The organism is Pedobacter sp. 22163, from assembly GCF_052045595.1.
GTDB lineage: Bacteria > Bacteroidota > Bacteroidia > Sphingobacteriales > Sphingobacteriaceae > Pedobacter.
In genome coordinates, this window is the sequence record NZ_JBQEPM010000004.1 from 288,698 (window position 1) to 311,430 (window position 22,733).

The window sequence follows — 22,733 nt, forward strand, 5'->3', positions numbered from 1 at the left end:
CAATGAATATTATTATAACCATTAGTATAACAGCTTTTATAGTGCTTTATGCAGGTTTGTTTAAGGCAAATAAAGCATTACTACCACTTACCGTTGTTGGCTTACTTACTGCACTGGGATTTACTTTTTGTGCATGGAATGGCAATGCTGTTCATTTCGGAATGATGCAGACCGATAACTTCGCTCTGGCATTTTCGGGGATCTGTATTATTGGCACACTTTTAATCTTTTTATTAACACAGAACTATTTCCATGCTAAAAGCGATAACATAGCCGAATATTATACCTTGATTCTTTTCGCACTTGCGGGAATGATCATGATGGTATCGTATAAAAATATGGCCATGTTGTTTGTAGGCTTAGAAATCATGTCGGTGAGTTTATACATTTTGGCTGGTATCCGTAAAAAGGATTTTGCCTCTAATGAAGCCTCTTTAAAATATTTCCTAATGGGTGCTTTTTCAACAGGCTTCCTGTTATTTGGGATCACCTTAATTTATGGCGCTACAGGCTCATTCGATTTAGATAAAATACAAGCTTATCTGGTAAATAGTCAGGCAATTTCTCCAATATTCTATCCGGGTGTTATCCTGATGATGATTGGTTTAAGTTTTAAGGTTGGTGCTGCTCCTTTCCACTTCTGGACCCCGGATGTATACGAAGGCGCCCCTTCTTTAATTACCACTTTCATGAGTACTGTAGTTAAAACTGCAGGCTTTGCTGCTTTTTTAAGATTATTTGCTGGTGCACTTGCTCCACTTCATGATTTTTGGGTTGCACCACTTATGGTAATTGTTTGTTTAACCTTATTTATCGGAAACGTAACTGCGCTGTTCCAAAAGAACTTCAAACGCATGTTGGCATATTCGAGTATTTCGCACGCAGGTTACCTGTTGTTTTCGCTTATTGTGTTAACCAAAAACTCTGAAAATAACGTATTGGTTTATGCAGCGGCTTATACTTTCGCTTCAATTATCGCTTTTGCGGTATTAATATTGGTAAAACAAAAAACGGGTAGTGATAGCTTCGAAAGTTTCAATGGTTTAGCTAAACGTAATCCACTAATAGCATTATGTTTAACAGTAGCTATGCTTTCGTTAGCCGGTATTCCGCTGACAGCTGGTTTTATCGGAAAATATTTAATGTTCCTGAATGTAATGACCGAATATAAAACCTTACTTGTTGCATTTGCGATTTTAAATGCGCTGGTTGGCTTCTATTATTATTTTAGGGTAATTGTAGCCATGTGGTTTAAAGACGGTACAGAAACAGAGCTTTCAGCCCCTGTACAATACAAAGTTGTGTTGTTAGTTTCTGTAGCAATTACATTAGTGTTGGGTATTTATCCTGCAATTATTTTAAACCTGATATAGGTATGCTGTTGTTTAATAATTATTTGTAGTTTTACGAATAATTGAATATGCACGATTTTTGGAATAACCTGCATCAGCTACTTGATCCCGAGAAATTATTGAGGGAGGGTGGTTTCTATCTAGTCGTATTCGTTATCTATGCAGAAACAGGCCTGTTTTTTGGTTTTTTTCTTCCCGGTGATTATTTATTGTTTTTAGCGGGAATGTTTGTGGCAACAGGCAAGCTTGATGTGAACATTGCGGTGCTCTTGGCGGGCTTGTGTTTCGCAGCCATTTCTGGAAATTTTACCGGCTATTGGTTCGGGCGTAAAACTGGCCCCGTATTGTATACCAGAAAAGACAGTTTCTTTTTTAAGAAGAGATATTTAAAAGCCGCAGAGGATTATTATCACAAACAAGGGGCCTTTGCATTAATAATGGGCAGGTTTGTGCCAATTGTTAGAACTTTTGCACCGATTTTTGCAGGAGTTGTAAAATTAGAGTTTAAAAAGTTTGCGTTATACAATGTTGTTGGTGGCGTACTTTGGATCTGCTCCTTAACTTTGCTCGGTTATTTTTTGGGCAGAAGGTTTGAAAAAGAAATTAACGATTATTTATTATATATTATTATTGGCTTTATCCTTATTACAACTATACCATTATTAATTACCTTTGTAAAAAGTAAAGTAGTGAGTGGTCCTGAAGAGGATAAAACAGATTTAAATTAAAAATGGCAAAAGACGATCATCACGCATGGCATAGCGTATCTCCTGGGCACAATGTTCCAGAAATTGTAAACGCAATTATTGAAATTCCAAAAGGATCAAAAGCAAAATACGAAATAGATAAAGAATCAGGTCTGATTAAGTTAGATAGGGTACTTTTTTCATCAGTAATGTACCCGGCAAATTATGGCTTTATTCCGCAAACTTATTGCGATGATAAAGATCCATTAGATATTCTGGTGCTTTGCTCGGTAGATGTTTATCCAATGACATTGATCGAAGCGAAGGTTGTAGGTGTAATGCACATGGTTGATAACGGAGAGCAAGATGATAAAATTATCGCGGTTGCTGCTCATGATATGTCGGTAAACTACATCAACGATTTAGATGAATTACCTCCACACCAAATGAAAGAGATTGTTCGTTTCTTTCAGGATTATAAAGCATTAGAAGATAAAAATGTAACTATCGAACATTTACTTGGTGTTCGTTATGCGCATAAAGTAATTAAAGAAAGCATAGAACTTTATAACACAACATTTAGAGAATTGGCTTAATGGATTTACCCACGGTATGTTTGTTTTTAAATTTTGAGCTAAGTGCAATCCTGCCCACAAACGTAGTTTTGGTTGCTTTACAAGAACCCGATACCACTTCTGTAGGCTGGCGATTATTCTTTGCATTATTTTTGGTGTTACTTAACGGATTTTTTGTTGCAGCAGAGTTTGCAATTGTAAAGGTCCGGGCATCACAGATTGAAATTAAAGCAAAAACAGGCAGCCGTGTTGGCAAAATGGCCAAAGGGATTATTCATAATCTTGATGGATATTTAGCCGCCACACAGCTAGGTATAACGCTTGCATCACTTGGCTTAGGTTGGGTAGGTGAAGGCGTTATGCATACCATTTTCAAAAACCTTTTCGATAGTTTGGAGTGGGGATTGAGCGATGCTTCCATCCATACTGCATCTACAATTGTTGCCTTCTCGTTGATCACGATTATGCACATTGTATTTGGTGAATTAGCACCAAAATCTTTTGCTATCCAGCGACCTGTAGCAACAACTTTATTTGTTTCTGTACCATTACAGATATTTTATGTGGTATTTAGACCATTCATCTGGACATTAAACAGTCTTGCTGCGATTATCCTTAAACCATTCGGGATCGACACTTCAAGTGGACATGAATCGCTTCATAGTACCGAAGAACTTCAGTATTTATTAGACCAGGGTAAAGAAAGCGGCGCATTGGATAATAACGAACATGAGCTGATTAAAAACGTATTCGATTTTAATGAGCGAGTGGTGAAAAATATCATGGTGCCCCGCACCAAGATTTCGGGTATTGAATTAACTTCTCCAAAAGAAGAAGTGATTGATACGATTATTAAGGAGGGGTATTCACGTTTACCCGTTTACGATGAGATTATGGATAAAATTGTAGGGATTATCCATGCAAAAGATATTTTACCATTGGTAGCAGCGGGTAATCAGCACTGGACATTAAACGATATCATCAGAAAACCATACTTCGTCACAGAAACCAAGAAAATTAACGATCTGATGAGTGAGCTGCAAAGTAACCGCATACAGATTGCTATTGTATTAGATGAATTTGGAGGTACAGCGGGCATGGTTACCTTAGAAGATATTGTTGAAGAGCTTGTTGGAGAAATCCAGGATGAATACGATGAAGAAAAACCACTGGTAGAAAAAGTGTCTGACAATGAGTTTATCGTAAATGCATTCGCTACTGTATATGATGTAAATGAACATTTACCTCACGATTTACCGGAGGATGAAGATTTCGATACCATAGGTGGTTTGGTTTCTCATGTTTTTGAACGTATCCCTGAGGTAGGCGAAAGCAACGAATCATATGGATATCTGTTTACCATCCTTAAAAAAACAGAGCAGAATATCGAAACAATCAAGTTAGAATTGGTGATCAATAAAGCAGATATGGTTGATAATCATTAATTTCAACAATGCATATTTTTTATACACCAGACATCACCCAAAATACTTATACGCTTAACGAAGAAGAGAGCAAACATTGCGTTAGGGTGCTTCGCCTTACCATAGGCTCGATCGTTAACCTGGTTGATGGGAAAGGTGGCTTTTACACTGCTGAAATCACTTCTGATAATCCGAAAAAAGTCTCCTTATCCATTTTAAATGTAGAAACGGAGTTTCATAAAAGAAATCATTACCTGCATATTGCTGTTGCGCCGACTAAAAATATCGACCGCATCGAATGGTTTTTAGAAAAAGCTACAGAGCTGGGTATTGATGAAATTACTCCAATAATTACAGATCGATCGGAGCGCAGGGTAGTTAAAGAAGACCGCCTCAACAAAGTGATTACTTCTGCTGTTAAGCAATCGATAAAAGCCTATCATCCAAAATTAAATGATGCCATTTCTTTTGATACTTTTTTAAAAGAACCATTTGATGGTGATAAATTAATCGCACATTGTATCGATAACGGGGAGAAACAATATATATCCAAACTAGTAACTCCACATCAAAAATATTTAATTCTTATTGGTCCTGAAGGAGATTTCACACCTGATGAAGTTAATTTAGCTTTGAACAAAGGCTTTAAAGCATTAACTTTAGGTGATAACAGATTGCGCACAGAAACGGCCGCATTATCTGTTTGTTTTGAAATCAATTACCTTAACCGATAATCAATTTGAAGTTTTCAGTTTTCAGTTTTCAGTTTTCCAGGTTTCAGCTTTGGTCTTTCAGCTTTAGTCTTTTAGCTTTTAGCTCAATGTTTTTTGCTTTTATTCCACCAACCTACCGCATGGCCAAATTAAAGTATAACGGTGGTGGCGACTGGTATGCAGATAGGACGGCCTTACCCAATTTAATTGCCTACTGCAATGCCAATTTGAAGACTAATTTTTATGCTGAAGAAAGTATTGTAGAAGTAGGCTCGAAAGAAATATTCAATTATCCATTTGTTTACATGACTGGCCACGGAAACGTAGTTTTTAATGATCAGGAAATTAAAAACTTAAGGCAGTACCTTACAGGCGGTGGTTTTCTTCATATAGATGATAATTATGGATTGGATAAATTTATCCGCCCGCAGATGAAAAAGGTATTCCCGGAATTGAGTTTTGTCGAATTGCCTGCCAATCACGCATTATATAACCAGAAATTTAAGTTCCCGGGAGGTTTGCCAAAAATCCACGAGCATGATAATAAAAGACCTCAGGGATTTGCATTGATTTATAAAGGTAGAGTCGTGTGCTATTACACCTTTGAGTGCGATTTAGGGAATGGTTGGGAGGATTTCGGTACCTATCCTGAAGATACACAAGAAACGAGGACTAAGGCGCTTAAAATGGGTGCGAATTTGGTTCAGTATGCTTTAACCCAATAACCAAATGTATAAAGTAAAAGTAAACGATCAGTTTTTATTCGAGGTTGAAAATAAGGATTCGTCTTTTTTGGTAAACGGAGAACCTATCCAGTTCGATCTGAGTTCCATTGGGAATAATAATACGCATGTTTTATACCAGAATAAATCGTTTAATACAGAGCTGGTTGAGCTGAACAAAGCAGATAAAACCTGTAAAATAAAGGTTAACGGTAATATTTATCAGATTAGCATCGAAGATCAGTTTGATGTTTTGTTAAAACAGCTGGGGCTGGATAGTTTAACCGCTAACAAAGTTTCAGAAATTAAAGCACCGATGCCTGGTTTGGTACTAAAGGTTTTGGTTGAAGAGAACACTGAGGTAAAGAAAGGGGATAACCTATTGGTGCTGGAAGCGATGAAAATGGAAAACATTTTGAAATCATCAACCGATGGTGTGATAAAGAAAGTTTTGATTAAGCAGGGCGATAAGGTAGAGAAGAACCAGATCTTGATTCAGTTTAAGTAATTTTTGCCTCGAGGTACGTCATTTCGAGCGGAGTGAAACGAAGTCGAGAAATCTGTCTAGATAGATCTCTCCGTTCCACTGCGTTACAGTCGAGATGACGAGTTTCATTTAAATTATTCGAAATGGACTACAAAATTTAAAGCATAAAAAAGTCCCGATTTAATGTCGGGACTTTTCTTTTTTATTTACCTCTACTTACCCTATAAGGTTTTTGAGGAGGGTTTTTAAAACTTCTTTTACCTGCAGTACTAATTTCTGGAGCGCCTAGCATAGTCATGGCACAACGGAAGCCAACTTCTGCTGATGATTCATCTTGTTGCATAAAACGGCGTGTTGCCGGGTTTAACCAGTAAGCCATATCATTCCAGGAACCACCTTTATAAACTCTGGATTTATCGTTTACAAGCGTTACACCTTCTTCATTTAATAAAGTGTTTTGTCTATCACGATAACCTCTTTGATCGGCCTGATAACTGGTTGATGCTACTGGAGATTGTGGATCAGTCGATTTTGAAATCGAATCAGAACGTTTCGCCTGTGCCTGTTTTTCTGCCCAGGTTTGTTTTCTTCCAGCGTAAGCATTTTCCTTAATCGGATTACCATATTTATCTAATGCAATTTTTCCGCTTTGCGAATCCTCTAGTTTTTTATTGGTGAAATAATTACCACGATAAGGGTTAAATGCATCTGCGTCACTAAATGTAGCCGTTCTGTATACATCATTAACCCACTCATTAACGTTTCCTGCCATATTATATAAGCCGAAGTCGTTCGGTGTATATTGAATAACCGGAACAGTTAAATCTCCTTTATCATTTAATGAACCACCAACACCCATATAATCGCCAGGTGCTCTTTTAAAGTTGGCCTGAATCATACCTCTGGTTTTCTTTTTGGCTGAACTAACACCTAAACCATTCCAAGGATAGATTTTATTCTGATTGATGTTCTCGTATTCCGTATTGCCAATTAAACCTAAAGCAGCATATTCCCATTCAGCTTCTGTTGGTAAACGATAAGGTTGCATAATTACACCATCTTCTAATGTAGCAGTTCTTCTAGGCTGATTGTTTTTGCCTCCGGTAGTTGCGGCTGCTGTTCCCCCAGCAGTTGATGTAGCTGCACCAGATTTGGTATTGTAATCAATAGGTGCATTTTTACCTATGTCATTGTATTGGTTGTTTAAATAAGCATCTGTATTATAAGGTTTATCTGGTTTCGGTGCTGCTGCTGCCGTAGTAGCCGTGTTTCCCTTTCCGTTCCCAGCGAGCGTTTTATAATCAGTTAAGATTCCTTTTTCACGTAAAATGAATTCGTTTGCCCTGGATGTTCTCCATTCGCAATAGCGGGAAGCTTGCTCCCATGAAACGCCTACTACAGGGTAATCACGATAAGCCGGATGCCTTAAATAATTGTCTACATAAGGTTCGTTATATGATAATGCCTGACGCCAAACCAAAGTGTCGGGAAGTTCATTGTAATAATATTCACGGTCTTCAGGAAAGTTATATCTGATCCAGTGTAAGTATTCTAACCAATCGGTATTAGATACTTCAGTTTCATCCATATAAAATGACGGAACTGTAACCTGTCTTTTATAGTTGTAGATACTTGGTTCAACACCCGGTACTTCGATGGCACTACCACCAACAACTAAAACTCCACCTTCAATTGGAATTAAGCCAGGCCCTGGAGCTCTCTTGTATTGAGTAGCTACAGCAAAAGCACCAGATTGGTTGTTTTTGCTTTTCCTATCGGCATAAGGAATACCCGTTTTGCTAGAACTGTTCCCTCCTTTTGAGCTACAGCTCGTAAGTAGGGCAGCTAATGACAAACAAGTAAAAGAATATAGTAACAGTTTTTTCATATAGTTCGTTGGGAAAATCGTCCCTATAGGGATTCAACCGATAAAATTAAACAATTTTAAATGAATATATAAATAATGTGATAATAAAATATCGATTATATTTTTGAGTGATAACGTATTATTTTAAAGCGTATTGTGTCTACCTACTTTTTCAGTTAAATTTAGGTTAAATAATTATAAATAAGCATGATAAAAAGAAAGATAGGTGATCGAGAAGTGCTGTTAGAAAACCATTTACCCAATAGGAGGAATCACTTTTACTACGGCTAAGGTCATCTCCATATTAATTTTTTATGTTTTTAGCGACTACTTAAACACGCATATATAAAAAGAGTATTATTATGGTTTATAGAGATTGCAATAAATTAACCATATTTGATTTAAAGATTATTAAGTTGACAAATCGAACTAATAATTTTTTTATAGAAAAAAGAAAACAGCTCAATTATGATGCTAAATGGTTATTAGTTATGTGTTTAGGTTTTTTACAGTCACACCTGTATGTAAAAATCGTAGGTTTAATTAGTAAATAATCATAGAATTCGTAATTTGGTGAAATATAAATTTTGGTTTTACGTTACTGATATATTCTCCAGTTATTACTAAATACCAAGATCTAAAATTACGTACCTTTAAAGGATGAATTTCAAGTACATCAGTAAACTTGCTTTTTCTGCACTCTCAATGGCCTTGGTGTTTGGTAAAACAAATGCTCAGGTAACCATAGGCAATACACAAACAAATGGTAGCGAGGCAAACAATATTGTAACAGCAGTTCCATTTCTGCTCATTACGCCCGATGCCCGTGCCGGTGCAATGGGGGATGCTGGCGTTGCCGTTCCTGGTGATGTAAATTCAGCCAGTATTAATGCTTCTAAACTTGCATTTTTAGATAAACCTTACGGATTTTCTGTTTCTTATAGCCCATGGTTAAAAAGTTTAGTACCTGATATTAATCTTGCTTATTTAAGTGGCTTTTATAAATTGGATGATCGTAATACCATTGGTGCCTCATTAAGGTATTTTTCTTTAGGCTCTATTCAGCTTACCGACATCAACCAACAAGACCTGGGAATTTCCAATCCGAATGAATTGGCTTTTGATGTTTCTTTTGCCCGTAATTTTGGTGAAGAATTTTCATTGGGAACGTCATTAAGGTATATTTATTCAAATTTAGCCTCAGGTCAATTTTCATCATCAGGGCAGGTTCGTAGCGGAAATGCAGTAGCTGTAGATGTGTCGGGCCTATACAAAACAACAACTACAATGTTTGGCAGGCAGACTGTTCTCTCTGCAGGCGCTAATATTTCGAACATTGGAACAAAAATGAGCTATTCTGACGGTGGAGAAAATTTCTTTTTACCTACCAATTTTAAAATAGGAGGCGCGTCTACAATCACTGTAGACGATTTCAGCACCTTAACTTTTGCCCTTGATTTTAATAAGTTGCTGGTGCCAACGCAGCCGATATACGATTCGAACAATAACATTGTGAGCGGAAAAAACCCTAACCGTTCAGTACCTGCCGGAATTTTTGGTTCGTTTAGTGATGCCCCAGGTGGTTTTAGTGAAGAATTAAAGGAGGTTGGAATTTCAACAGGCTTAGAATATTGGTATAACCAACAGTTTGCAGTAAGAGCAGGTTACAACTACCAAAGCCCAATGAAAGGTGATAGCCGTTACTTTACCTTGGGCCTTGGATTAAAATACAACGTTTTTAATATAGATTTTTCTTATTTAATTGCAAATGCACAAACAAGTCCACTTGCAAATACCTTACGTTTTGGTCTATTGTTTAACTTTGGAGACAAAAAGATTGTTAAAAAGTAATTTTAAGCTATCAGTTTAAAATTAACCGATTAACCTGTTTAAACAATTAACCTAAATACCCATGAAAATTAGAGTAGGTTTCGGATTCGATGTACATCAGTTAAAAGATCAGCATCCTTTTGTTGTTGGTGGAGTTACATTAGATCATCATAAAGGTGCTTTTGGGCATTCGGATGCCGATGTTTTGCTTCACGCCATCTGCGATGCGCTTTTAGGGGCAGCCAACCTTCGCGATATTGGTTTCCATTTCAAGAATACAGATGATAGGTGGAAAGGCATCAGTAGCCTCGTTTTATTGAAGGAGACGGTTAAATTGCTGGTCGAAAAAGGATGGCAAATTGGCAATATTGATGCGATGCTTTGTTTGGAAGCACCAAAAATTAACCCTCATATTCCTGCTATGCAGCAAAATATTGCTGAAGCCATTGGAATTTCTACTGAGGATATTTCGATAAAAGCCACTACCAATGAGCAAATGGGATTCATTGGCAGGGAAGAAGGTGTTGTTTCTTATGCCGTTTGCCTGATAGAAAAACCTTAATCCTACTAGAATTTTCGGGCGGTTAAGTAAGAAATCGGTAAGCCTATGCAAAAAATCAGAATTACCACATTTAAAATCGCCCGTTCGTAATGAAACGGTGCTGCAGGTATTTTGGTTAATGGAACAATCAGGAGGGTCATGATCATCCAAACGATAATGCCATATAGTATTCCTGAAAGGATGATATTCTTTCGTAAAACAGGTGTTTTTATTGATGCAATAGTAAAAATCAGGGTGAAGCAAAAAGCAATAAGGTAGTGAAATGCTAGTCCTATAAAAGCTGTTTTAATACCTCCTGCGAAAGCTTCTGGTCCCATAATGGCACTGGCGATATATTGAAATACCCCCATAAAATTCATCTTTCCTAAAAATATAACTGCAGCCAATCCATCTAATGTTCCGGCAATAAGTGCAATCAATAAAACCTGTTTAAAGGAAAATGGAGTTTGGTTAGCGTTTTCCATAAACAATAATAATGTTTTTTTAAATAGCTTGTTATGAATTGTTTACGTTTAATAATATTAAATTTTGATTCGGAGCTGTCACATTGAGCTTTTCGGAATGCTTTACATTGCATTTTAGCCAGCCCTTCGACAAGCCACCATTGACAGATTCCAATATAAGGGTCGTCATTGCGAGGAGGAACGACAAAGCAATCTTTTATGCTAGTGTGATTTTGCAATAAAGATTGCTTCGTCGGCTGAAAAAACCTTCTAGCAATGACGATATCTTGATGAGAAGAATTACGCCAACTGCTCTTTAACGTTTCCTGTCCGCTTTAACGTTCCCCAGGTTTCCAGTTCACCTTTTATGGCTTTTCTGAACGAACGGAATAGTACAATATACATTAATTGTCGCCAGAAAAACCGCTGTGGGAATATGTAAAGTAATTTGGTGTATTTTTCTTTTTCCATGCGGAAGGCGATAGCAGCAAAAATCATATCTACAACAATAAAGATAATATAATAGAAAAGTACCTGACCAAAACCGTTATGCAAGCTTAAAATTCCGGAAAATCCGGTCAGGGTCAAATTATTTATGGCACTTAATGAAAATAGACCGCTAATTAACGAGATGAACATAAAAAGATCGGCAAGTGGAGAAAATAGCGGCAAAATGATCTGATAGATCAAGATATTCGGCATTCCTACCATTCCAAAGTAGCCGTATTTCTTGTTTAGCAGTGTTTTTCTGTTTTTCCAGAAACTTTGCATTACCCCAAAACTCCAGCGGAAACGTTGTTTAAGCAACATATTCACTGTTTCTGGCGCTTCGGTATAAGCAATTGCAGTATCACAATTTTTTATGCGGTACCCTGCTTTCAAAATCCGCATAGTTAAATCGCAGTCTTCTGCAAGTGTATCAATGGTAAACCCGCCGATTTCTAAAATTACATTTTTTCTGAAAGCACCTATTGCTCCGGGCACAACAGTAATTGTATTTAATAAGTCGAAAGCACGCCTATCCATATTCTGTGCAGTGATATATTCAATAGACTGCCATTTGGTAATGATATTGTTGGCATTCCCAACTTTCACAGTACCAGCTACTGCCGCAATTTGGTCACTATAAAAATAGCGCATCAGTTGAGTAACAGCGTCATCTTTTAGCTGTGTATCGGCATCTATACAGACCACAAATTCTGAAGTTGCTTTTGATATGCCATAATTTAGTGCAGATGCTTTGCCTCCATTTGCTTTACGGAAAACTTTTACTTGAGGGTGGTTGCCAAAGTGTTCGTTAATGATTTCGAAGGTTTTATCTTTTGAACCATCATCAACAAAAATCAGTTCAAAATCGGGATAGGTGGTTTTTAAAAGACTATTAATGGTTTGTACAGCAGTAATTTCTTCATTGTAAGCCGGAATGATAATACTCACTTTTTCTGAAGGATCTACTATCAATTTGCTGACATTCTGTTTCGCTCTTTTTCGCTGTCTGATGGCCAAATAGGCAATAAATATGGTTCTTAAGATAGCAAGTACAATCGCTACAGAGAATACGGTGTTTAAAATCATGTTTCCATAGTAAAAGAAATTGATGAAAAAGTAATCACCGGAACCAGAAAAACCACTATTTGCCATAGATTTGACCGCAGGCATTAGTTCTGATCTTTTTTTGCCCATTAAATCGCCGACCGTAGTAAAGGTATACCCTTTGGCTTTGAAGAATTTTATAATCCTTGGTAAAGCGGCAACGGTAGCTTCACGGTTTCCACCAGCATCATGTAATAAAAGGATATTACCGTTGTCTTGCTGTTTCACTACTTCGTTAAAAATCTGATCTGCAGTTTTGCCTGGCTGCCAATCTTCAGGATCTATATATTCCCCGATATTGATGTAATTTTCTTTACGGCTCTGTGCAACAGGCAGAATTTCTGAAATATTTTGGGGTTCGGCATCTGCATTAAATGGTGCACGGAACAGGATTGTGCTGTGACCGGTAACCGCTTCAATTAACCTACGGGTGGCATTTAGTTCGAATTTTACCCGTCGTGGCCCAATGGCCGACATATCAGGATGGAAGAAAGTATGGTTTCCAATTTCATAACCATCATTATATTCCTGTCTTAACAATTCCATGTTCTGTTCAGCCATAATGCCAACCACAAAGAAACAGCCTGGTACTTTTTCCCGTTTCAAAATATTTAACACCTGCGGTGTATAAACCGGGTCTGGCCCGTCATCAAAGGTTAAGGCGATTTTCTTATCGGCCTCTCCAAACCTTTTAATTACATATTGCTCTGGAAGTCTGATGTATTTTTGATCGGCAATGGAAAAGTTATCTTTGTTTAAAGTGAACTTAACACTACCGGGTGTAGGGGTAGAAATCAGGTCCAGAATTTCACCATCGCCCAAATATGAGATTCCACCCATATTTAATGACGCAATTTTGCGTAAATCGAAAGGTTTTTTCTTTAGCGTATCCAAACTAAGGTCATTAGAAATAAACGACCATAAACGTTTGTCTTCCGAACCTAAACGCCATAAGGCTACGCCGGCAATATCCCAATCATCAGCCTTGCGGATTAAATTAAAATAGGTTGCCGCATCAGTAAAATAAACTTCATGTTTAATTCCACTGCCATCGTTGTAAGTGTAGTTTAAATTGGCTGAAGCAGGATTGTAGTTTATTTTGCTTTTATAATTAACCGCCATTGTCATCGCCTGTTCGTAAGTAACCGGTTGCCCAATGCTATTTTTTGGCCAGTCGTAACCGTAGCAAGCTAAGGCAAGGATTACTTTGCTGGCATCAACCTTACTGCAAATATCATCAAGCTTTTCTTCTACCCATTCCTGATGGGAAATATCGCCTGCGTTACTTTGTTCGGTATGCTGATCATACGCCATTAATACAAGGTAGTCATTATACTTTTGAAGGATTTCTGGCTTATAATCGTCATTTTCGGGTGAAATATCCTGAGAAACAATCAGTTTTTCTGCGTGAAACTGAGTGTATAGATTTTTCATAAAAGCGTTAAAACTATCGCTATTTTGGAGGTTGAGCTCTTCGAAATCTATATTAATTCCACTATAACCGTATTTTTTGGTAATCGCTATAAGATCATAGATCAATTTTTGCTGGGCAGATTGATCGTTTAATAATCTTCTTACTGCTGCGCCATCCCAATGATCTTTATTGTAATTTGAAACCACCGCAATAGCCGATTTTTTGCCAGCATGTATTACTTTTAATGCCGCAGTATCTACTTTATTTACAATAGAATCGCCATTTAAAAAGAACGATTCTGTAGCCACCATATCCAAATGGCTAATGTTGCGCTTTAAATCTGATATTGATGATTCTTTACTTGCTGCCCAGCTTACATAAAAGGCCATGTTGATGCGCTTGCTGTTACCACGATGGCTTAAAATGCGGTATTCGCGATCTTTTTTGATCTTTTGCAGTTTAGATTTTTCGATGGTGAAATCCTTATACTGCTGCGATTTTTTTAACTTCTCTAATTGTTTTTGTGTTAACGGTGTATTTGTGTTGATAAAAGGCAAATTAGGTGCCTGTACTGAAGACAATGTGTACACTACACAGATGATTGCGATAATGAAGACTAAAAAAAACGTACGGCTTACCCATGTAAATGTATGCCAGCGTCTTTTGGTCTCAGTTTGAAATATTTGTTTTCCGGACATTTTTCTGTTCTGATTTATTAATCAAATGTCACTAACGAATATGAAGATTGGATGAATGATTAATGGGAGAGTGGTTGAGCTGATTGATCGATATTCCTGTTTTAAGATGCTGATTTACTTACTGTTCATCGATGCATAAGTGGTGTTCCCGGATCTTTTCATCATTAAGAAGTTAAGGTAGTTAAAGGTTTTCTTGCGTAAATTAAGATATGCGCTTCGTCCTCCTGAACTTGTTTCAGGATCTTTTAGTTTTGTTTATCTAGCAAGAGGATGTTTTCGGCTGGGTTGCCCTGTATATGCGGGTACAAAAAAAGCCGACAAATTTTATAAAAAATGCCGGCTCAAAAATATAATTTATTTAAACTTCTTTACTCCTCTAAATAACCGAACCTACCTTGGTTGTAATCTTCAATTGCCTGATGGATTTCGGCTTCAGTATTCATTAAAAACGGGCCGTACTGAACAATTGGCTCATCTATAGGTTCTCCACTTAAAATCAAAACCACGCTATTTTCTAGCGCTTCGATCTTAATCTCTTCACCTTTGTTTTTGAAGTGGATAAAATCATCTACGGATGCGGTTTCGGACCCATTAATTTTGATTGAACCTTCAATCACCATAAATCCGGTGTTAAAATGCTCAGGAAAGTTAAAAGTAGCTCCACCACCTTTATTTAGTCTGGCATTATAGAGTTCTATGGGGGTAAAGGTATTTGCGTTGCCTTTTATATCCCGATAGTTACCAGCAATGATCTCGATTTTTCCTCCATTTTCGGGAAGATCAAAATGAGCCATATCAGCCTGCTTAACTGCCTGATATCTTGGTTTACCCATTTTATCTTTAGCAGGTAGGTTAATCCAAAGCTGAACCATTTGAAAAGGACCACCAGCTAAGCTGTAGTTCGCTTCGTGATATTCTTTATGTAGTATACCACTTGCAGCAGTCATCCATTGTACATCGCCGGGGTAAATCACACCGCTGTTTCCAGAGCTATCGTGATGGGCAACCGCACCATGATAGGCAATAGTTACCGTTTCGAAGCCCCGATGTGGATGTACGCCAACTCCCCTGGGTTCTTTCCTGGCAGAAAATTCGATTTTTGAGCCATAATCCATTAAGAAAAACGGACTCATGTTGATTTTATATCCACTTGGGAAAAAATTGTGTACCCTAAAGCCATCGCCAACCATATGTGGTGCTGGCGCTTTTAGTACTTTTTCTATTTGTTTTGTTTCCATTACCTTTTATAGTTAGATAAGGCATGGGGCTAAGCGCATAGTGCCGCCATACGCTTAGCTCTACGCACTATGCTTGTTTCACAAACTGTAATTCGCCTAAAATGCGAACTTCTTCACTTACCATTACGCCACCGGTTTCTAATGCTGCGTTCCAGGTTAAACCGAATTCTGAGCGGTTAATTTTTCCACTTAAAGTAAATCCTGCTTTGGTATTTCCCCATGGATCGGTAGCAATGCCACCAAATTCTGCAGTTAATTTAACCGGTTTGGTTTCACCTTTAATGGTTAAGTCACCTTTAACAGTATAATCGCTGCCGTCTTTTTCTACTGAATTAGATTTAAATTCGATGTGTGCAAATTTTTCAGCATCGAAGAAATCTCCGCTCTTTAAGTGATTGTCGCGATCTGTATTTCCGGTATCGATTGAACCGATATCACCTTTGAAAGAAATTTCTGCATTTTCAAATTGATCACCTTCAGATGATAATTCTGCTGAGAAAGATTTTAAACTACCAGTTACAGTAGTAATCATTAAGTGTTTTACTTTAAATTGTAATTCGCTGTGGGTTGGATCTAATGTCCATTTTGTAGTTGCCATATCTTTTGTTTTTTGAGATGTTTAATATTTACAACACAAAAGTACAGCGCAGGTTTTTACTACAGATTGATGTATGGTAAGAAAGGGAATTAATTGAATGAGAGAAGGATAGATTGATTGAATGAAAGAATGATTGAATGTTGTAAAGTTTTAATGTCAGATTTGAATAAGCCCTTCACTCATTCAAAATTCACTCACTCACTATTCAGTCTATGGCCTGAAATGTTTATTGGCCAGTTCTTTTCTCACACGACTTAACGATTCAGGAGTAATGCCCAGATAAGAGGCAATCATCCATTGTGGTACGCGGAGGGTAAGGTTAGGATAGAGTTTTATAAAATCGAGGTATCTTTCTTCAGCAGTTGCACTTAATAACATATTGATCCTTTTCTGCATAAAGCGGATCGAATTGTTGAGCAGTTTAATTTGCATGGGTTGCAAACATGGTACTTGCCTGGCGGCTTCTTCCATGAAATTGTTGGGCATTAATACGGCTTCGGTTGCTTCGATGGCATCGATAAAAAATATTGACGGCTCATTATTCATATTATTGCGATCAGAAACCAGCCAGTTTTCGGGGGCGAACTGAAGGATGTGTTCTTTGCCTTTCGCATCAATTGAGTACGCGCGTAATAAACCTTTGCCTACAAAATACCCGTGTTTAAAATTATCCCCTGTATATTGAACTATTTCGTTTTTCTCGAATTTTTTAACCTTTAAAACAGATGATATGCTTTCGAACTGTTCATCAGTTATTTCTATTTTTTCCTGTAAGTATTTCTGGAACTGATGAATCATAAAGGCGGAATGTTATTTTTTTACGGGCTTAATATCGGAAAAATCTACACCACATTTACAATTACCACCACATCCATCTTTTTTTACCTGTAAAGATTTAAAAACCAAACGGCCAACATATACCAATGCTACCGCAAAAAGTAAAAAGACTAAAATCGTTTGAACATCCATAATGCAAATATAAAGGGTTTTAAGGGGAAGGTGTTCAGTTAAATGTAAATTATTGAAGTACGGTTTTACCACAGAGAGAACAGCGTTTTACACCGAGGACATTTAATACATTTTTTGCCACGGAAGCACTGAGAACACGGAAAAATTATTTCTCTGTGTACCTCTGTGCCTTTTTCTTCGTGATCCCGGTGGTTAGTCTTCGACTTCGCTCAGACTGACAAGGATACTTATTTTGTGTTCTCTGCGTCTTGTCTTCGTGAGCTTTGCGGTTAAAAAAGTTATTCCTCCATAAAACCTATAGTACCACCAACCCAATCGAAATCGGCGTTGTAGCGTACGCCAATCATTTTTCCTTTACTTAACCTGGCCAGATTAATGCAAAGCTGAGGCTCACCGCCATCAGGCCATAAATACATCATCCTGATTTCAGCCTTTACGCCACCATCAGGTGCCTGTACAGCTGGTTCGTAATTTACTTTTCTTTGTAAAATCCAGTTTTCGGGATCTTTTATATTGGTGACGTCCGTTTCGCTTACATCTATAATTACGCCCATACCAGCGAAAGAGAATAATGGTTTAAGTACATAGTTTTCTAAATCTTTTGGAATAACCTTTACCTCGTTCAAGAAACGTGTTTCGGGCACAAATTCGCTTTTTAAGAAAGGCATGGTGTATTTACTGATGCGGTAAAACCAGTTAGGGTGCGTTACCCACTCCACATCCAGTTCTTCACGCGGATCGAAACTGTTTTTAAAAATCTCCGTATTGTTCGCTACTTCATCAAATATCAGGCGGTTATAAATTCTTTTCAACTGGATCTTTTTGCCATCTTCTTCGTAAAAGAGTTGTTTACCTACTTTTTTGATGTCTTCCAGGGCCAAAATTTTAATACCCAGCATTTTTTGGGTCACAAAAAAATCAATGGCCGTTTTTTGGTTAGGTGCATCTACATCCATCAGTGCTACTTCTTCTGGCTGGTGGGAGCCAATAATGACTTCTTTAAGCAGCTTGATGTACGCTTCTTCGTTAAAGCCGTTTAAGAAATGATTCACAGAACTGTCGATCTCAAAACCAGCCTGAAACGTTTTTGCCAAATGATGCTGAAAGCCATACAAGGAAGGAAATCCCTGCATTTCGATTAGCATGGGTGTAAGTTCTCCGGCTTGATTTTTACAAATACCATAATCGAAGGTTAAAAAGTGGGGCTGTTCATTTTCATTAGGCACATTCCAGTTTAAGGGGATTGCCTTTTGAGTAAGCGTTTTAAAATTGGGTTGCTTAATCAGGTTTATAATTTCTTCTCCTGCCACAATCAATTTTTCTTTCAATGCTTTCGGAATAAATACCGGCGTTTCTGCGACCCTGAAAGGAATTTCGGGATAGCCATTTTGCAGTTTAGCGATGAAGGTTTTGTATTTCTCTTCTGTAAATTGCTGGTTGTATTTTTGGCGTTGAGCAGGTATCATAAGTTTATATATTTTTCGTCATTGCTAAAGAGAAAGCGTCATTTCGACTAAAGCATCGCGGAATGGAGAAATCTCTGACTTGTTTTATGAAAGATTTCTCCACTACGGTCGAAATGACGATTTAACGTAATAATGACCTCTTATTTTTATACTTCCTGCAAATCCCCAATTGCTTTTTGTAAGAAATTAGGTAAAATAACACTTTGCGTGAGCACAATCCTTGCCGGATCGTCTAAACTATTTAACATATCCAGGTATTTTTGTTCCCCGTGCATATCAACAATTGCTTTTTTCTTTTCTTCCTGAAGTAAGTACATTTTCATGCCTACCGGATCAGCTTCTGGATGGAATTGTGTACCAATGATTTCATCGGAAAAGCGGATCGACATCATACAGCGTTCTAAATCGACATGTTTACGTTCTTTTTCGATGGCCAATAATTTTGCGCCTTTTTTCTCGAAAGAAGCAAAATCTGGCTCGATCACTTGCCAATCTCTGCTGTCGACCGAAAAGAAAGGGTTGGTAATACCATTAAAAATTTCATCTTTTTCTCCATCTTCAGTCAAGGTAATCGGGAAAATGCCAAAAGCATTCGACCGTCTTTCAGTTACGTTGCCCAATTCATATTTTCTACAAGCCAATTGGAAAGAATGGCAGATTAAAAAAGCATACTTTTTTCGTTCGTCGTTTTTATGGTTAAAAGCTTCTATCTGATCTAAGAGATTAAAGAAATCATTTTCCCATTGTTCGCCCTTACTTTCAATCGGGCTCCCTGGGCCACCACTAGAAATATAAGCATCATAACCGATGCCTGGTATTTCTCCTTTTTGCCTTAAATCAAATATATCAAAGGTTAAATCGATATTGTTATCGTTTTTAAAACGGGATAAAATTTCCTGAATTCCCCGCATACCCTGATTAGGTGCACCGTTATTCATGTCAATAACGGCCACCTTTAAGCTACTTTTATCCATTATAAAATTACTTTGCGCCTATAAGTGTTTGAGTAGTAATGTAATCTACCACCGCCTCAAAGTTACCAGTTTGTTGGTAAACTGCCAACTGCCGGTCTGCGCCTGTACCGTGCTCCAATATTTTATGCACATAATTAATGTCGTCACGGCAGCCTAAATCATCCACCACATCGTCTACAAAATCCAATAATTCTAAAATAAGGTTGCGGCAGTTTACTTCCATTTCTTTCCCGAAATCGATTAAATTTCCATCAATTCCATAACGGGCAGCACGCCATTTATTTTCGTTAATTAGTGCTCTCGAATAGCTGATAAACTCCATGTTCTGCAAACGCAGTTTGTACAGCTTGGCGCACAAAGCCTGAAATAATGCGGTAAAAGCCATCGTTTCATCAATCAGCATCGGGCAATCGCAAATGCGGAACTCAACGGTGTCGAAAAACGGATGCACACGGATATCCCACCAAATTTTCTTCGCATTATCCATGCAATTGGTTTTGATGAGCAGTTTTACATAATTATCGTAATCCTCGATGCTATTAAAAATATCGGGAATGCCTGTGCGTGGAAATTTGTCGAAAATTTTTGTACGGAAAGATTTGTAACCGGTATTCCGCGATTCCCAGAATGGAGAATTGGTAGATAAGGCAAAAACATGGGGCAGAAAATACCTCACCTGGTTGGCAATATGAATGGCCAGCTCACGCGATTGGAAACCTACGTGTACGTGCAGGCCAAAAATGAGGTTAGAACGTGCAGCTTCCTGTAGTTCGTTCACAATTTCATTATAGCGGGGATGTTCTGTAATTAACTGTTTTTCCCAATGCGAAAAGGGGTGGGTACCAGCAGCTCCAATCCTTAAGCCTTGCTCCCCGGCGAGTTGTGAAACGGTATAACGCAGTTGGGAAATTTCTTTACGTGCTTCTGTGGTCGTTTTACAAATGCCCGTTCCAACTTCTACCACGGCCTGGTGCATTTCTGCCTTAACCTGGTCTTTGTGGATTTTTTGTGCGGCTTCCACAATTTTTTGGTCGTGAGAAGTAAGCTCTCTGGTAACGGGATCAATTACCATGTATTCTTCTTCTATGCCCAGCGTAAACTCGTTCATCCTTGTATTGATTAAAAATTAAATCCCAATTATTTTTTTTCTGCAGCTTTTTTAGGTTTTGCAGGTGTTTTTTCTGTTGTTGCAGCTTTAGCTTTTTCTGTAGCGCTAGCTTTCTTTGGTGCGGCTGTTTTAGCCACTTTTGGTGCAGCCTTAGTTATTAGCGGTTTACCACCAACCGACGATTTAATGTATTCGCCCCAGGTTAAATTGTCTTGCCCGTCTTTTTGCGCCTTTGCCCTTTCAATGGCATAATTTGCCGTAGTTTCTACTACCCAGTCAAAATTTTCCTGACCAACGCTTTTAATATCAGCATCAGGGGCAGGGTTGCAGAAATCAATCGCAATAGGCACTCCATCACGCACCGCGAATTCTACCGTATTGAAATCGTATCCTAAATACCTGCATAGTTTTAGGGTGTACTCTTCTACAGTTTTAAGCAGTTTAGCATCTGGCGCTTTGCCTTCAGTGGCATAACGCAAGTGATGCGGATTCCGTGGCTCGTACTGCATAATACGAACATATTTACCGCCAATGCAATAACACCTGAAATATTCTTCAAAGATGATTTCTTCCTGCAAAAGCATCACCAGTTGTTGTGTGCCGCTGTGTTTATCAAAAAAGTCTTCTTTATCATGTAATTTATAAACATCTCTCCAGCCACCACCATCATAAGGTTTCATATAGGCCGGAAAACCAGTGTATTCAAAAATGGCATCCCAATCTAAAGGCATGGTTAAATTAGAGAAAGATTCTCCGGTGGTTCCCGTAGGGTGCTCCCGTGATGGGATTAAGGCCGTTTTGGGTACGGGTACGCCAATCTGTTCGGCCAGCGCATTATTGAAAAATTTCTCGTCGGCACTCCACCAAAATGGGTTATTAATTACGGCAGTTCCGGTAATAGCGGCATTTTTTAGTGATGCGCGGTAGAATGGTACATCTTGCGAAATACGGTCGATGATTACCGAATAACCTAATGGTGCATTCTGAAATATTTTGTCGATTTTAACAGCTTCGGCGGTAATGCCTTTTTCTGCTTTTTGATTAATTCTTTCGATTACGGCTTCAGGAAAAGAGCGTTCCTGTCCAAATAAAATCCCTATTTTCTTCATTGGTAAATTTTAGTTTAAATGTTTAACTGGTTAATCGGTTAATTGTTTGATAATTATATCCTAAATCGACTCGGGACTTAAGACTGCCGACTTTGGACTAAACTAAAGCTGTGCAATATAATCAGGAAACATTTCTCTCCAGATAGGCCAATCGTGATCCGCATTCTGCCTGATATCAAGCCAGTGGTCGATGCCCTTTTTGTTTAAAATATCAGATAAACGCTCATTGTCAGGCCTGCACATATCGCGGTCTGTTGTACCCAAAACAATTTTCATATAATGCAGTTCGGGGTTACTATTATTCAGCAGATAATCAACCGGATTGTTAAAATAAACATCATCATTATAAAAACCATCCAACTGGCCAGAAATATCGAAAGCCCCGCTCATACTAAACATATGGCTAACCAACCAGGGATGCCTGAAAGCAAAATTAGCAGCATGATAGCCTCCGAAACTACAGCCGGCGGTAATAATTTTGCTGTGCCCGGTTTCGTGCCTTGCCAGAGGGGCTACCTCTTCCAATAAATACTTGTCGTACCAGATGTGGTTTTTAACCCTGTCGGCAGGATGAATACTTTTGTTGTACCAGCTTAATTTGTCGACGCCATCGGGACAATAGATCTTAATTTTTCCCTCGTTGATAAATCCTTCAACAGAATCTATCAGTTTGAAATCCTTGGTTTCAAAATATCGGCCCATGCTTGTCGGGAACAGTAGGATAGGGATACCACCGTGACCAAAGATGAGCATGTCGATTTCGCCACTTAAATTCGGGCTGTACCATTTCTTATGTTCTTCTTTAACCATAATAAAAATTGAATGATTTAAGGTATAAATTAAAATCTACAAAAAGAATTGTTTAGGCAGTAAAATGAAGCAAATTAAAGACGTATTGTAAAAAT

Annotated in this window: 21 protein-coding genes; 9 read left to right on the top strand and 12 right to left on the bottom strand. The window is 38.0% G+C overall.

Features of this window, described 5'->3' with window-relative positions; genetic code table 11:
* The first annotated feature begins 2 nt into the window (after positions 1 to 2).
* From ACTJKN_RS12390 to ACTJKN_RS12420, 7 genes are all read left to right on the top strand, one after another.
* On the top strand, positions 3 to 1,373 hold the full coding sequence (locus ACTJKN_RS12390; protein WP_440825350.1) for an NADH-quinone oxidoreductase subunit N: 1,371 nt from the start codon (positions 3 to 5) through the stop codon (positions 1,371 to 1,373).
* A 47-nt stretch (positions 1,374 to 1,420) separates the two neighbouring features.
* Complete coding sequence (locus ACTJKN_RS12395; RefSeq protein WP_029274742.1) at positions 1,421 to 2,080, top strand: DedA family protein; 660 nt, start codon at positions 1,421 to 1,423, stop codon at positions 2,078 to 2,080.
* A gap of 2 nt (positions 2,081 to 2,082) precedes the next feature.
* A complete protein-coding gene (locus tag ACTJKN_RS12400) occupies positions 2,083 to 2,634 on the top strand; it encodes an inorganic diphosphatase (protein ID WP_025146339.1) in 552 nt (183 codons plus the stop codon).
* Positions 2,634 to 4,058, top strand: a complete 1,425-nt coding sequence (locus ACTJKN_RS12405) for a hemolysin family protein (RefSeq protein WP_440825352.1) — start codon at positions 2,634 to 2,636, stop codon at positions 4,056 to 4,058. Before ACTJKN_RS12400 ends, ACTJKN_RS12405 begins: the two co-directional genes overlap by 1 nt.
* A gap of 8 nt (positions 4,059 to 4,066) precedes the next feature.
* On the top strand, positions 4,067 to 4,771 hold the full coding sequence (locus tag ACTJKN_RS12410; protein WP_440825354.1) for a 16S rRNA (uracil(1498)-N(3))-methyltransferase: 705 nt from the start codon (positions 4,067 to 4,069) through the stop codon (positions 4,769 to 4,771).
* A gap of 86 nt (positions 4,772 to 4,857) precedes the next feature.
* On the top strand, positions 4,858 to 5,475 hold the full coding sequence (locus ACTJKN_RS12415; protein ID WP_276898893.1) for a DUF4159 domain-containing protein: 618 nt from the start codon (positions 4,858 to 4,860) through the stop codon (positions 5,473 to 5,475).
* Positions 5,476 to 5,479: 4 nt separating this feature from the next.
* The gene (locus ACTJKN_RS12420) at positions 5,480 to 5,980 is read left to right on the top strand and encodes an acetyl-CoA carboxylase biotin carboxyl carrier protein subunit (protein ID WP_440825356.1); all 501 of its coding nucleotides are present in this window, start codon (positions 5,480 to 5,482) and stop codon (positions 5,978 to 5,980) included.
* A 181-nt stretch (positions 5,981 to 6,161) separates the two neighbouring features.
* Here the strand turns inward: ACTJKN_RS12420 and ACTJKN_RS12425 are convergent, their stop codons facing one another.
* Entirely contained in the window at positions 6,162 to 7,847 is a 1,686-nt protein-coding gene (locus ACTJKN_RS12425) for an SUMF1/EgtB/PvdO family nonheme iron enzyme (protein WP_440825358.1), read from the bottom strand.
* 639 nt (positions 7,848 to 8,486) lie between these two features.
* On the opposite strand from ACTJKN_RS12425, the gene porV reads away from it, so the two are divergent.
* Both porV and ispF read left to right on the top strand, forming a co-directional pair.
* Positions 8,487 to 9,677 carry a type IX secretion system outer membrane channel protein PorV gene (gene porV, locus ACTJKN_RS12430; protein WP_440825360.1) on the top strand — a complete coding sequence of 397 codons (1,191 nt, stop codon included), beginning with the start codon at positions 8,487 to 8,489 and terminating at the stop codon, positions 9,675 to 9,677.
* 61 nt (positions 9,678 to 9,738) lie between these two features.
* On the top strand, positions 9,739 to 10,218 hold the full coding sequence (gene ispF, locus ACTJKN_RS12435; protein ID WP_440825362.1) for a 2-C-methyl-D-erythritol 2,4-cyclodiphosphate synthase: 480 nt from the start codon (positions 9,739 to 9,741) through the stop codon (positions 10,216 to 10,218).
* A gap of 5 nt (positions 10,219 to 10,223) precedes the next feature.
* On the opposite strand, the gene ACTJKN_RS12440 is transcribed toward ispF, so the two are convergent.
* The 11 genes from ACTJKN_RS12440 to ACTJKN_RS12490 all read right to left on the bottom strand — a co-directional run bounded on the left by ACTJKN_RS12440 (position 10,224) and on the right by ACTJKN_RS12490 (position 22,638).
* Complete coding sequence (locus ACTJKN_RS12440) at positions 10,224 to 10,682, bottom strand: hypothetical protein (RefSeq protein ID WP_440825364.1); 459 nt, start codon at positions 10,680 to 10,682, stop codon at positions 10,224 to 10,226.
* Between the two features lie 279 nt (positions 10,683 to 10,961).
* The gene (locus tag ACTJKN_RS12445; protein WP_440825366.1) at positions 10,962 to 14,366 is read right to left on the bottom strand and encodes a glycosyltransferase; all 3,405 of its coding nucleotides are present in this window, start codon (positions 14,364 to 14,366) and stop codon (positions 10,962 to 10,964) included.
* Between the two features lie 368 nt (positions 14,367 to 14,734).
* Positions 14,735 to 15,604 (bottom strand): pirin family protein, encoded by an 870-nt coding sequence (locus ACTJKN_RS12450; RefSeq protein WP_440825368.1) that lies wholly within the window; start codon positions 15,602 to 15,604, stop codon positions 14,735 to 14,737.
* Between the two features lie 67 nt (positions 15,605 to 15,671).
* Positions 15,672 to 16,202, bottom strand: coding sequence for a YceI family protein (locus tag ACTJKN_RS12455; protein WP_440825369.1), 531 nt, complete (start codon positions 16,200 to 16,202; stop codon positions 15,672 to 15,674).
* Positions 16,203 to 16,412: 210 nt separating this feature from the next.
* Positions 16,413 to 17,000, bottom strand: a complete 588-nt coding sequence (locus ACTJKN_RS12460; protein ID WP_029274727.1) for a Crp/Fnr family transcriptional regulator — start codon at positions 16,998 to 17,000, stop codon at positions 16,413 to 16,415.
* Between the two features lie 12 nt (positions 17,001 to 17,012).
* Complete coding sequence (locus tag ACTJKN_RS12465; protein WP_440825372.1) at positions 17,013 to 17,171, bottom strand: FeoB-associated Cys-rich membrane protein; 159 nt, start codon at positions 17,169 to 17,171, stop codon at positions 17,013 to 17,015.
* A 278-nt stretch (positions 17,172 to 17,449) separates the two neighbouring features.
* Positions 17,450 to 18,637, bottom strand: coding sequence for a hypothetical protein (locus ACTJKN_RS12470; protein ID WP_440825374.1), 1,188 nt, complete (start codon positions 18,635 to 18,637; stop codon positions 17,450 to 17,452).
* Between the two features lie 146 nt (positions 18,638 to 18,783).
* Positions 18,784 to 19,611: a type 1 glutamine amidotransferase gene (locus ACTJKN_RS12475; RefSeq protein WP_440825375.1), complete on the bottom strand. Its 828-nt coding sequence runs from the start codon at positions 19,609 to 19,611 to the stop codon at positions 18,784 to 18,786.
* 7 nt (positions 19,612 to 19,618) lie between these two features.
* Positions 19,619 to 20,719, bottom strand: a complete 1,101-nt coding sequence (locus ACTJKN_RS12480) for a carboxylate-amine ligase (RefSeq protein WP_029274724.1) — start codon at positions 20,717 to 20,719, stop codon at positions 19,619 to 19,621.
* Positions 20,720 to 20,748: 29 nt separating this feature from the next.
* Positions 20,749 to 21,828 carry an ATP-grasp domain-containing protein gene (locus ACTJKN_RS12485; protein WP_440825378.1) on the bottom strand — a complete coding sequence of 360 codons (1,080 nt, stop codon included), beginning with the start codon at positions 21,826 to 21,828 and terminating at the stop codon, positions 20,749 to 20,751.
* Positions 21,829 to 21,930: 102 nt separating this feature from the next.
* Positions 21,931 to 22,638, bottom strand: coding sequence for an esterase family protein (locus tag ACTJKN_RS12490; protein ID WP_230142212.1), 708 nt, complete (start codon positions 22,636 to 22,638; stop codon positions 21,931 to 21,933).
* Positions 22,639 to 22,733 lie beyond the last annotated feature (95 nt).